Genomic DNA, 12,721 nt, shown 5'->3' on the forward strand with positions numbered 1-12,721 from the left:
CCCCGCATACGTGCCCGAGCAACTCCTGTGGGACTGGCTGGTTTTGACGCCGTAGGCGATCAATACCGAGCAACCCTGCGACACTTCTTTCTCATCTTCTCCTAAGGAACGAAAGAGGCGCCCGGGACACCTGGAACAGCTGTGGTGTCCCGGGCACAGAAGCCCATCCGGAGGAGAAGCACGTTGAACCATGCCCGGCGCACATTGGTCGCCGCTGCGGCCTTGCTGGCGGCGGTGGTGGGGTCGCCAGGACTGGCGCACGCCCAACCTGCCGCCGATCCCACCCCGTCGACTCCGTCCACCCCATCCGCCGACCCCGGCGCCGGCCGTGGCCTGCCGGCCGGCTGGCAGATCACCGGCAAGAGATCCGGTCAGCATCTGACCTGGCGTTCGGACAGACCCGTACCCATGGGTGACGCAGCCGTCGAGTTCTACTCCGGAGACCGGCTCCTGGGCCGGCCCGTGCCCGGCAAGGACGGGCACACGTTCCGCCTCGACCTCGAAGGCGTGACGCTCGGAGCTGCGAAGGACCTGCAGGTGCGGGCCGCGGGGCGGCGTCTCGACGAGGCCGGCGTCAAGGCCGCAGCGAAGCGCCGGCACGCCAAGAAGCAGGTGAAGCCGGTGAAGCCCTCGGCCCTACCGCCGGCCAACCCCGTGGACCCCGGTGTCCCCGGCCCGTACCGCACGGTCAGCGGCGAGTACACGCTGAAGTCGGTGCAACTGCCCGACTTCCCCGCCCCGGTGGAGATGCGCGCGACCGTCACCGCGCCCACCGGCGCCCAGGGCAAGCGGCCGCTGGCCCTCTTCCTGCACGGCCGTCACGCCACCTGCTTCACCGGGGGCGCGGACGGTGAGGCACTCGGCGCGTGGCCCTGCCCCACCGGCTCGAAGCCGATACCGAGCCACCGCGGCTATCTGCACGACCAGAAGCTCCTGGCGTCCCAGGGATATGTGACGGTGTCCATATCCGCCAACGGCATCAACGGGCAGGACTACGCGGCGCAGGACGCCGGAACCCAGGCCCGCTCCTCCCTGGTACGGCAGCACCTCGCCCGCTGGGCCGACTGGTCGGGCGCCGGACGGACCAAGGCACCGGCGATCGTACGGAAGGCCGCGCGGGCCGACCTGTCGCGTGTCCTCCTGGTCGGTCACTCGCGCGGCGGCGAGGGCGTGAACCGGGCCGCGATGGACAGCCTCGCCAAGCCGCCCGCGGACAAGGACGGCTACCGGGGTCCGGCGCGCTGGAAGATCCGTGGGACCGTGCTCATCGGCCCCACCGTCTTCGGGCAGAACCCGGCTCCGGATGTGCCGTCCATGACGATCCTGCCGGGCTGCGACGGTGACGTGTCCGACCTGCAGGGCGAGATCTACGTGGACGGGACACGCGGCGTGAGCCGTGGTGCCGCCCTGCACAGCGCGGTCTACATGGTCGGTGCCAACCACAACTACTTCAACACCGAGTGGACCCCGGGACAGGCCGAGGCACCGGCAGACGACGACTTCTGGCACGACGAGGAGACGCCGCCGGACCCGGTGTGCACGCCGGGCACCGCGACCCGGCTGACGGCCGAGCGGCAGCAGGCCGCCGGTTCGACGTACATAGCCGCCGCGGCCCGGCTGTTCGTCGCGGGCGACGAGCGGGTCCGGCCGCTGCTGGACGGCTCGGGCGTCCGCGCGGCGTCCGCGGGTCCCGCGCGGGTCCTGACGCACGCCGTCGGTGCCCGGCGCACGGCCGCGTTCCTGCCGGACGCCCCGGTCACGGTGGACGGCGGCCGGCTCTGCGCACAGGTGGACCCCGACCCCGCCACCGCCTGCCTGGAGCCTGAGAAGCCCGGCAGGTCACCGCACTTCGCCGAGTGGGAGACGAAGCGGGAACCGGGCCGTAACGCCGTGGCGTTCGACTGGTCGGCGCCGGGTTCCGCGGTACAGGTGCGGCCGGGGCGGCCGGTCTCCCTGAGCGGAGCCGAGGCGCTGGCCCTGCGGGTCATCGTGCCGCCGAACACCACCGGCACCCGTATGGACGTGTCCCTCACGGACTCCGCGGGCCGGCAGGCGAAGCTGGGTGCCATCCGTCTCGACGGACTGCCCGGCTCCGACCGGACGGCCTCGTACTGGGGGCAGGAGGTGCGCGTACCGCTGACCGCCGCGACGGCGGCCGGGCTGGACCTGAAGCGGGTGAAATCCCTGGTACTGACCCCGCGCAGCGGATCGGGACAGGCGTGGCTGATGGACGCCTGGGGCTGGCGTCCCGGCATGGCGGCGGTTCGGCCGGTCGCGCTGCCCCGCGTGGACATCGGCCTGCTGACGGCCGACGAGGGCGACTCCGGAGTCCGGACCCACAAGGTGCCGGTGCGGCTCTCGGGGCAGGGCACTGGCCAGATCAGGCTCTACGTCGCGGACTCCGAGACCCGTGAGGTCACGTCCCGGTTGGTGACGGTGCGCCCCGGCAGCGGCAGTGTCGACGTGCCCATCGACGTGCGCGGCAACACCCGCTTCAGCTACGGCTCGACGCACAACGTGTTCGCCAAGGCCGTCCGGGGCGCCGTGGTCGGCAACCACCTCGGCGGCCTGACCGTGACGGACGACGACCCGATGCCCACGTTCAAGGCGACACCGCTCGCGGGCCGGGTCACCGAGGGCCAGAGCCTGAAGTGGCGGATCGACCAGTCCGCGGCCGCCGACACGGATCTCTGGCTCGGGGCCGCGTTCGTAAAGGTCGACGGCGGCGCGGAACTGTCCAGCACCGACGTCGACCCGCAGTGGTTCGAGCGGAACACCGGCGAGTCACCGAGCCCGGCCCGGCCGCTGTCCGAGGTGGAGGTGTTCTACCCGGACATCACCGTACCCGCGGGAGAGCTGAGCACGGAGATGACCGTACCCACTGTCGTGGACGGGGTGAGCGAGCCGGAGGAGTCACTGCGGATGCGGCTGTCCCTCTGGGAGGACGAGCGCGGCGAAGTGGAGGGCCCGATGCTCGACGGCACGGTGGTGGACGCACCGTAGCCGAAGCGCCTGGCACTCCCTGACGGGCGGCCGGGCACAGGCGGACGCGGGGGCCGGTTTCACGCCCCCCGCGTCCCTCGGTTCACTCAGGGCTTGCTCGGCTTCACCTTCCTGTCGGTGCCGTTCACCCGCACGGTGACCTTCCTCCGGTTCCGCGCCCGGTCGGCCGTGACGCTGAACGACGTGACCTTGCCGTCGCGCCACTCGCAGCTGACCTCGTAGCCGCCCCGGGCCCGGAGTCCGGTGAAGGAGCCCTTGGGCTTCCAGCCCTCCGGCAGGGCGGGCAGCAGGTGGATGACGCCGTCGTGGCTCTGCAGGAGCATCTCCGCCACGGCGCCCGAGATGCCGAAGTTGCCGTCCATCTGGAAGGGCGGGTGGTCGCAGAACAGGTTGGGCAGCGTGTTGTAGGTCAGCAGTCCGCGCAGCATGATCTGGGCGCGATGCCCGTCGCCCAGGCGGGCGAAGAGAGCAGCCCGCCAGGGCCAGGTCCATGATCGGCGGCTGTCGCCGGACACCGTCGCCGCTGTGAACGGCACGCCTTCCTTCTCTCCGCATCGCGCCTTGAGGGAGACGAGGGCGGCGGACGCGAACTCGGGCGTTCTCGGGGTGATCTGGCGGCCCGGGTAGACCGCGAAGAGGTGCGAGGTGTGGCGGTGGATGTCGGTGGGGCTGTCGATGTCCTCCTGCCACTCCTGCAACTGGCCCCACTTGCCTATCTTGTTCGGGGCAAGGCGTGCCTGCAGGTCCGCGACCTTGGCCCGGTAGGCGGGGTCCGCCTTGAGCACCGCCTCGCAGTCGAGGTAGTTCTGGAACAGGTCCCAGATGATCTGCTGGTCGTACATGACGCCGTCCTCGCGCGGCCCGTGCTCGGGTGACCAGCCGTTCGGTGCGACGAGGAGTCCGTCCTCGCGTTCCTTGAGGTGGTCCTCCCAGAACTCGCAGATCTCCTTGATCATCGGGTAGGCAAGGGTGCGGAGGTAGCTCAGGTCCTGGGTGAACGCCCAGTGCTCGTACAGGTGTTGTGCGTACCAGGCACTCGCGACGGTGTTCCACTCCCACGCGTTGCCGCCGAAGACGCTCTGGCTGGTGCGGGCGGTCCAGCCGCGCGTGTCCTTGCCGAAGGCGTTGCGGGTCGCCACGCGGCTGGGCACCGCCACCTGCTCGATGAACCGGACCAGTGCCTCGTGGCACTCCGGGAGGTTGGTCGTCTCGGCTCCCCAGTAGTTCATCTGGATGTTGATGTTGGTGTGGTAGTCGGAGGCCCATGCCGGCTGGTTGCTGTCGTTCCAAAGGCCCTGGAGGTTGGCGGGCAAGCCGCCCGGGCGCGAGGAACTGACCAGCAGATAGCGGCCGTAGTCGAACATCGTCTGCTCGAGTGTGGGGTCCTGGCGTCCCGCCGCATAACGCGCCAGCCGGACGTCGGTCGGCAGAGCGACGACTGCGGCGTCGGAGCTGCCCCAGTCGACCGACACACGCTTCATGAGGGCGCGCGTCTCGGCGATGTGCTTCTCGCGCAGCTTGCCGTAGGGCCGGGAGGCGGCCTTGCCGAGCGCCCTGGCGATGCCGATCCCCGGATCGGGGCCGCGCCACCCCGCGGCGGCGTCGAGTTTGTAGTCGGTGCGGGCGTCCAGGAGCAGGGTCAGGGTGGTGCAGCCGCTGAAACGGAGTACCGATCCGTCGGCGCGGAGGTCGCCGTCGGTGTGTACGGCCTGGACGGTGCACGCGTGCTTGAGTCCGTTGCCCATGACACCGCTGAAGGCGATCCGGCGGGCGCCGGCGTCGACGGTCGTCGGAGTGTTGTCCTGTGCGGACGTCAGCGATATCGCTCCGGAGAGTCCATGGGCGCGGTCCGACGTGTAGCGGAAGACCATGACGTCCGCGGACCGGCTGGCGAACGCCTCCCGCAGGACACGCTGTCCCGGTGCGCCGAAACGGGTGACGTGCAGTCCCTTGACGAAATCGAGGGTGCGCCGGTAGTCGACGACCGTCCGCTGTGTGCGCGTGTCGAAGCTCTTGCCTTCCAGCGCGATCTCGGCGATCTGGAAGCCGGTGGACGACGCGCCAGGGGTCAGGGTGAGCCGGTAGACGCGGTAGGCCGTGCTGTTGGCGATCCGGAAGGTCCGGGTCTCGCCGCGGCCCGCGAAGGGCGCTTCGGGGTTCTGCGTGTCGAGGGTCGTCCAGACGGTCCCGTCCTGCGACGCCTCGAGCCGCCATCGCCGGGGGTCGTCCTTCGGACGGTCCGGTGCCGCCGTCAGCGCGTACGACGTGACGGCGACCGCGCGGGGCGACTCGGCCTGCCATACGACCGCTGGTGCGGGCGCGTCGATCCGCCAGACCGTGGCCGGATCGCCGTCCACCGAACTCGAGATGTCGGTGGCCCGGCCTCCGGGCCCGGCCCCGTCGCCGGATCCCTCGGAGTGCCCGCTCGGCGACGACAGGTACAGGGCGCCGCCTGCGCCGAGGTCGACGCCGGACAGAGCGATCTCGCTCACCTGGAAGTGGCTGATGCCTGCCTTGGGGACGAAGTCGAACCGGTAGAACCGGTAGGCCGTGGGGTCGGCGCAGCTGAACTCCTTGGTCTGGAAGCGGCTTTCGAAGGGCGCTTCCAGCGTGCGTCTGTCGAGCGGGGTCCAGGTGACACCGTCGGCGGAACCGGAGAACGTCCACTCCTGCGGGTCGCGCTGCGGCACGTCATTGGCACTCGTCAGACGGTAGGAGGCGACCACGACGGGGTCGGGAAGCTCGACCTGCCAGCGCACCTTCGAACCGGGCCCATCGATGCACCACTTGGTGCTCGAGTCACCGTCGTACGTCTTGTCGACGCCCTCCGAGGAGGAACTGCTGTACGGCCCGCCCGGGGCCGTGACCTTCGGGCTCGCACGGCGGGCGAAGGTGACGACGACGTCGCCGAAGTTCCGGTACGAGCCGAAGCCGGTCATGCCGGTGTCGAATTCGCTGTCCGGCTTGCCCGCGAGGGCGTTGTCGTAGTTGTTGACACCGCCCCACAGGCTCTGTTCGTTGAACTGGACGCGCTCCTCGTAGGGATCGGCGAAGAGCATGGCACCGAGCCGGCCGTTGCCGATCGGCAGTGCCTGCGACTGCCAGTCCAGCGCGGGGACAGAGTAGGTCAGCGCCTCACGCGACAGAATCGGCCACTGGGCAGCCGCCGCTGCGTCGGCCCCGGCGGCAACGGCCTGCCCCACGGGAGTTCCACCGGCCAGCTGAGCGAGCAGAGGCGCGAAGGCCAGGCCACCGCCGACCTTGAGAACGCTTCGTCGCTGCGGTTGGGATGCATTGATCACGGTGAGATCTCCCGGCCCATTCATCGGCTCTTTTCACGGAGGCGGCGGCAGCCGCATCGACTCGTGTCGGGGGCGCGAACATCGTCGCCGGGGAATAGATCGGATGTCTAGAGGCGTGCGCCACTTCCCGAATCGGCGCGGACAGCACCGGCCGAGTGAGGCGAACATCCGAAGTCTCCGGTGAGGATCGGCCCGCCTGCGGTTGGGCCCTTCGGGTGTGTACGGGGCGGAACCGAAGAGGCCTGCGGCCGGGCGGGCATCTTCCGGAGAGAGTCGCGGGCACGCCACGGCTCAGGCGATCGAGGAGCGCTCATGTCAGGACAGTTCGAGGCGACCATCGAGATCGATCGGCCAGTCGAGGCAGTCTTCGACTATCTCGCCGACGGACGCAACGATCCGCAGTTCAGCCCCCGCGTGCTCAAGATCGAGCGGGTTCCCGATAGCCCGACCGCCGTGGGGACGGTCTTCCGCAGCACGGTCAAGGACGCCGGGATGAAAACTGCCAGGGAGTTCCGTATCACCGACCTCGAAGCCCCGGTGAGGATCCGGTGGGCCGAGGTGTCGAAGAACAGTGTGACGGCCAGGGAAGGCGGCTACGACCTGGAGCCCTTGGCCGGTGACAGGACCCGGGTCCGTATTTACAACGTTCTGGAGGGCCACGGCTTCGGCAAGCTCCTCGTCGGACTGGCCCTCGCCGCGGCCCGCAAGGATGCCGCGAGCTTCGGAGCCCGGATCAAGGCGGCAGCTGAAGCAGCGATCTAGACGTCTCAGACAAGTCAGCATCGCCGTGACCGCCGCGGGCATCAGCCGAAGCGCCCGGAGATGTAGTCCTCGGTGCGTTGGTCGGAGGGGGTGGAGAAGATCCGCTCTGTCTCGTCGTACTCGACGAGCCGGCCGTGCCGTTCGCCGTTGTCGTCGACTTCCGCCGTGAAGAAGGCGGTACGGTGCGAGACGCGGGCGGCCTGCTGCATGTTGTGCGTGACGACGACGATCGTGAACTCCTGGGCCAGGTGCTCCATGAGGTCCTCGATCTTCGCGGTGGCGATGGGGTCGAGGGCCGAGCAGGGCTCGTCCATGAGGATCACCTCTGGCTTGACCGCGATGGTGCGGGCGATGCACAGCCGCTGCTGCTGGCCGCCGGACAGCGCCAGCGCGGAGGTCTTGAGCTTGTCCTTGACCTCGTCCCACAGTGCCGCGTGAGTGAGGGTCTCCTCGACCAGATCGTCGAGGTTGCCCTTGAAACCACCCACGCGCGGCCCGTACGCGATGTTGTCGAAGATCGACTTGGGGAAGGGGTTCGGCTTCTGGAAGACCATGCCGATGCGGCGGCGCACCTCGATGGGGTCGACGTCCTTCCCGTACAGGTTCTCGTTGTGGTAGCGGATCTTGCCGGTCACCCGGGCCGTGGGGATGAGGTCGTTCATCCGGTTGAAGCAGCGGATCATGGTGGATTTGCCGCAGCCGGAGGGGCCGATCATCGCCGTGATCTGACGGTCGGCGATGGTCATGTTGACGTCGCGGACGGCCTCGAGGTCGCCGTAGAACACCGACAGGCTGCCCACCTCGAAGACCGGGGTGGCCAGCGGCGGGACATCGCGGAAGGAGACCTGACCGCCGCTCGTGGAGTCGGGGACGCCGGGGCGGGAGGCCACGGAGGGCTGCGCGGGACGGAGGATCCGCTGCCGAAGGCGGTGGAGGCGGCGAGGGGGCTGTGAGGTCATGGCGCGTCACCAGCGGTGGGAGTAGTGGTTGCGGAGCCAGATGGCCAGTGAGTTCATGACCAGCAGGATCACCAGGAGGATCACGATCGCGGCGGCCGCGAGTGAGACGAATTCGGCACGGGACTGGCTGATCCAGTTGAAGATCTGGATGGGCAGCACCGTGAAGGCGCTGTCCGGGCCGCTGGGGTTGAAGGTGATGAACGTCAGCCCGCCGAGGAGCAGCAGCGGCGCCGCCTCGCCGATGGCGCGGGACAGGGCGAGGATCGAGCCGGTCGCCATGCCGGGCACCGCTGCGGGCAGCACCTGGCGCCAGATGGTCTGCCACTGGGTGGCGCCCAGCGCCAGGGAAGCCTCGCGGATGGACTGCGGTACGGCGCGAATCGCCTCCCGGGCGGCGATGATCACAGTGGGCAGGACCAGCAGCGACAGCGTGAGCGAGGCGGTGAGCACGGTCTGCCCGAATCCGAGGCCGCGGGAGATGATGCCGAGCCCGAGGATGCCGTAGACGATCGACGGTACCGCCGCCAGGTTCTGGATGTTGATCTCGATCGCGCGGTTCCACCAGCGGTCGGGGGCGGCGTATTCCTCCAGGTAGATGGCGGTGAGGATGCCGACGGGCAGGCAGTACAGCGCGGTGAAGGCGATGACCCAGATGGTGCCCATGATCGCCGACTGGGCGCCGGCCTGTGACGGGTCGATGATGTCGGGGAAGTTCGTCAGGATCCGCGAGTCCAGCCGGGGCCACGCCTCCACCACGACGTAGACGAGCAGGGAGCCGAGGAAGACGACACCGACGGCGAGCGAGGCCCACAGGCTCAGCTGGAAGAACCGCTCCCGCCACGGAGTGCCATCGCCCTTGAGCCGGCGCACCTCCGGGACGTCGGCCTCCGGTCCCTCGTCGAGGACACGCGTGTCCATCACTCGTACACCTCCCGGTACTTGCGCACCAGGCGAATGCTGACCAGGTTCATCACCAGCGTCATCACGAACAGCAGCGAGCCGACCGCGAAGATCGTCTGGTAGCCGATGGAGCCGGTCGGCAGGTCGCCGATGCCGGCCGCGGCGATGAACGCGGTCATCGTCTGCATGCCTTCGAGCGGGTTGAAGGACAGGTTCGGCCGGCCGCCGGCGGCAATGGCGACGATCAACGTCTCGCCGATCGCGCGTGAGACACCCAGCACGATCGCTGCGATGATGCCGGACAGTGCGGCCGGGAAGACGACCCGGGTGGAGACCTGCATACGGGACGATCCAAGGGCGAAGGCGCCATCGCGCAGGTCGTTCGGTACGGCGTTCATGGCGTCCTCGGAAAGCGACGCGATCGTCGGGATGATCATGATGCCCATGACGAAGCCCGCCGAGAGCGCGTTGAAGACCTGGGGCCCCTCGCCGGTCGGCCAGATGTCCTGCAACAGCGGGGTGACGGCCTGCAGGGCGAAGAACCCGTAGACGACGGTGGGGATACCGGCGAGCACCTCGAGGATCGGCTTGAAGACCGAGCGGACCCGGGGCCTGGCGTACTCGCTCAGGTACACCGCCGCGCCCAGGCCCAGCGGGACGGCGACCAGCAGCGCGATCAGGGTGACCATCAGAGTGCCGGTGACCAGGGGCAGTACGCCGAAGTGCGGCGGCTTGAACAGCGGCGCCCAGGTGGTGCCGGTGATGAAGTCCCCGAAGCTCACCTTGCCGAAGAAGTCGGTGGCGGGCGGGATGAGGGCGATGACGATTCCGATGGTCGTCAGCACCGACACCAATGAGGCGGCGACGAGCAGCACCTTGATGGCCTTCTCGCCATAGCGCGGCTGGGACCGCTTGAGGAAGCCGGGGCTTCCTGAAGCGGCCGAATTCCTGCCGCGCGTGAAGGTCATGCCCCGTGCTGCTCCCGCAGATCGTCCCAGTTCTTGTTCAGCTCGGTCTGCTGCTCTTGGTTCAGCGGAACGAACTGTGCCTTTTCCGCGATCTCGGCGCTGTTCCGCACGTAGTACTCGACGTATCCCTCGACCTCTGGCTTGTCCAGCGAGGACGCCTTCGGGTAGATGAACAGCGGCCGCGAGAGCGGCTTGTAGCTGCCGTTCTGCACGGTCTTGGTGGTAGGAGCGACGCAGCCGTCTCCGTCGTCGACCCTGAGGAGCTTCAGCTCGTCCTTGTTCTCCTCGTAGTACGACAGGCCGAAGTAGCCCATGCCGCCCTCGGAGCCGGACACGCCCTGCACGGTGACGTTGTCGTCCTCGCTCGGCGAGTAGTCCGTACGGGAGGCGCCCTCCTCACCGTTGATGGCCTCGGTGAAGTAGTCGAAGGTGCCCGAATCGGTGCCCGGGCCGAAGAGCTCCAGTTTCTCGTCCGGGAACTTGGAATCGACCTGGTTCCAGTTGTTCACCTTCGAGCCGGGCGCCCAGATCTTCTTCAGCTGCGCCACGGTCAGGCACTCCGCGAAGTCGTTGTCCTTGTTCACCACGATCGACAGCCCGTCGTTGGCGATCTGGAGCTCCGCGTACTGAATGCCGTTCTTCTGGCAGGCCGCCTTCTCGTCGCTCTCGATCGGGCGCGAGGCATCGGAGATGTCGGTCTCGCCCGCACAGAACTTCTCGAACCCGCCGCCCGTCCCCGACGTGCCCACAGTCACCCTGACGTCGGGGTTCTCCCCCTGGAACAGTTGGGCCGCGGCCGTGGACAGCGGAGCCACCGTGCTGGAGCCGTCCACCCGGATGGTGCCGGACAGGTCGCCTTCGACAGCGCCTTCGCCGGAACTGAGGTCGCTGCCGGAACCACCGCACGCACTCGCTGCCAGCAGGGCAGCGGCCATCAGTGCCACAGGGGGCACTGATCTGCGCGACGAAGTGTGAATGTCCACGTGGCTTCCGATCCTCGCGTCGGCTTCCCCATCGCCACTATGAACCAAATGGACAAAGCTGACGACTCGGGCATTCCATCGAGTCGGCGGCGGTATCAGAGGTGTATCCAGGTCCATGGGGCCTCGACGGCTGCCCCGCAGCCCTCGCCGATCACGAGAGCCGCGTCAGGCTCTGCCGGCGGTTCCGCTCGGTTCTGGCCCAGGCTGTGGTCGCGACCGTGCGCACCAGCCTCACCGACCTCAACCACGGCCTCCAGCCTGCGACCCCTGCCGCGCCGGATCGGCCCCCTTCGCGTCGCCTCGGCCTACGTGGCCGCCGAAGCGGCCGGCCTTCCCGCGCTGGTCGACGACTCCCTCGTCGCCGAGTTCACCGACTCCCCCTTCACCGCGGAGACCCTTCCCTCGAACCCGCGACACCCTTCTGTTGCACACGGACGGCGTCAGTGAGGCCCGCGACGCCACTGGGATCTTCTACCCGCTGGCCGAGCGCATGCGCGCTGCTGGCCCTTGCGGGATGCCGACCGCCGGGCGCCTTACCAGACCGCCCCGGCGCGCTGGTCCGGAAGGACGAAACGAGGCCGGGCACGCCGGTCGCGGGGCCAAGCTGCTCCCAGCGACGAGAGCCGGGGGGAACGTGCAGGCGATTCTGGCGGGGGCGGTACTTCTGGTGTGTCTGAGCACGCCGCTGATGGGAGGGATGCAGCAGCCACGGCTGAGGACGAAGCGGCTGACACCCGAATACTCGGCAGGGGCGCCGCTGGCGGTGGGGCTCGGTTCCTGGGTGATGTGGGTGCTGATGTTCCCGGTGCTCCGCGTCGGCTTCACCGATACCAGGAACACCTGGATATGCGTCGCGCTGCTCGTGCTGTGCGTACTGGTCGCCCGGCCGATGGTCCGGATGGTGGCGCCCGCGCGGCTCAAGGGGAGCCGCCTGCTGGTCGCGGCACGCGCGGTGGGCCTCTGCTGCGTCGTGGCGGGCGTCATGGCACCGCTGGAGACGGAGGTCGACAAGCAGCCCATGGCCGGGATGACCGTGGTCTACGCGACGAACGCCGCCGTACTGGGTCTGATGCGGATCGTGGACCACGGCTACTTCCCGCTGGTCCTGCTGCGGACGGCGCTGTGGAAGGCGCTCCTGGCCGTCGTGACCGGGTACTGGATCCACGACACCGGCGGCACCCTCTTCCCCGACCCGGAAGAGGCCACCCCCGGGACGCTGCTGCTCGCCGTCCTGTGGTGGTCGCTCGTGGGACTGTCCGCCGGCTGCGCGGTGGCCGCCGCCCTCCGCCTGGTCCGCTGGCTGAGGACGGGGCCGCCGGCCCGCCCAGCGCCCCCCGGAGTGGCGTCCTGGCCACCGGCCGTCGGCGACGTGTGGACGGCCGAGCTCACCCACGACGACAACACCTACAAGGAGCGTCCGGTGGTCGTGCTGGAACGCACCCCCGGTTTCGTCCGCGTGCTCGGCATCACCAGCGTCGACAAGTCCGACCGGCCGCGCGGCTACCTGAAGCTCCGCCTGTCCGAGTGGGAGGGCGTACTGAAGAAGGACGGCTGGCTGAACCTGGAGATCGCGCACATCCCCTACTGCGACTTCCTCTGGCGGCGCGGGGAGTGCCCGCAGCGGGTGTGGGACGTGCTGTGCGCGAAGGCTGACGTACGGGAGCGGTCCGCGAAGGCAGGTCCGGCCCCGGGGTTCACCTTCCGCCACCGGCTGCGGTCAGCGATGAACGCGCACGTCGGCCGTGACTCGCGCACGGTCCACGTCGGCACCGACAGCCGGATGCGCAGGGTGTGGACGCGGGAAAGGGTCTGACCTTCTGCCCCGCTCTCCGGCGCGGTCGTCG

At 69.1% G+C, this 12,721-nt stretch carries 8 protein-coding genes; 3 read left to right on the forward strand and 5 right to left on the reverse strand.

All coding sequences use genetic code 11. The annotated features are described in order from the left end of the window. The first annotated feature begins 408 nt into the window (after nucleotides 1-408). Nucleotides 409-3,003, forward strand: a complete 2,595-nt coding sequence (locus AC07DF_RS33955; RefSeq protein WP_478980068.1) for an alpha/beta hydrolase — start codon at nucleotides 409-411, stop codon at nucleotides 3,001-3,003. Nucleotides 3,004-3,089: 86 nt separating this feature from the next. Here AC07DF_RS33955 and AC07DF_RS33960 read toward each other — a convergent pair whose 3' ends face one another. Beyond that, nucleotides 3,090-6,206, reverse strand: coding sequence for a glycosyl hydrolase family 95 catalytic domain-containing protein (locus AC07DF_RS33960; RefSeq protein WP_478980071.1), 3,117 nt, complete (start codon nucleotides 6,204-6,206; stop codon nucleotides 3,090-3,092). A 411-nt stretch (nucleotides 6,207-6,617) separates the two neighbouring features. On the opposite strand from AC07DF_RS33960, the gene AC07DF_RS33965 reads away from it, so the two are divergent. Beyond that, on the forward strand, nucleotides 6,618-7,067 hold the full coding sequence (locus AC07DF_RS33965; RefSeq protein ID WP_478980073.1) for an SRPBCC family protein: 450 nt from the start codon (nucleotides 6,618-6,620) through the stop codon (nucleotides 7,065-7,067). A gap of 41 nt (nucleotides 7,068-7,108) precedes the next feature. Here AC07DF_RS33965 and pstB read toward each other — a convergent pair whose 3' ends face one another. From pstB to AC07DF_RS33985, 4 genes are read right to left on the reverse strand one after another with little or no spacing between them, the layout of a single operon-like run. Then, the gene (gene pstB / locus AC07DF_RS33970; protein ID WP_478980075.1) at nucleotides 7,109-8,026 is read right to left on the reverse strand and encodes a phosphate ABC transporter ATP-binding protein PstB; all 918 of its coding nucleotides are present in this window, start codon (nucleotides 8,024-8,026) and stop codon (nucleotides 7,109-7,111) included. A gap of 6 nt (nucleotides 8,027-8,032) precedes the next feature. Next, nucleotides 8,033-8,944: a phosphate ABC transporter permease PstA gene (gene pstA, locus AC07DF_RS33975; RefSeq protein ID WP_478980077.1), complete on the reverse strand. Its 912-nt coding sequence runs from the start codon at nucleotides 8,942-8,944 to the stop codon at nucleotides 8,033-8,035. Next, nucleotides 8,944-9,894 (reverse strand): phosphate ABC transporter permease subunit PstC, encoded by a 951-nt coding sequence (gene pstC, locus AC07DF_RS33980; RefSeq protein WP_478980079.1) that lies wholly within the window; start codon nucleotides 9,892-9,894, stop codon nucleotides 8,944-8,946. Before pstC ends, pstA begins: the two co-directional genes overlap by 1 nt. Next, complete coding sequence (locus tag AC07DF_RS33985; protein WP_478980081.1) at nucleotides 9,891-10,829, reverse strand: PstS family phosphate ABC transporter substrate-binding protein; 939 nt, start codon at nucleotides 10,827-10,829, stop codon at nucleotides 9,891-9,893. The genes pstC and AC07DF_RS33985 overlap by 4 nt, the downstream gene beginning before the upstream one ends. A 745-nt stretch (nucleotides 10,830-11,574) precedes the next feature. Between AC07DF_RS33985 and AC07DF_RS33990 the strand changes: the two genes are divergently transcribed. After that, entirely contained in the window at nucleotides 11,575-12,690 is a 1,116-nt protein-coding gene (locus AC07DF_RS33990; protein WP_478980083.1) for a hypothetical protein, read from the forward strand. Nucleotides 12,691-12,721 lie beyond the last annotated feature (31 nt).

The organism is Streptomyces sp. NPDC044719 (genome assembly GCF_056433405.1).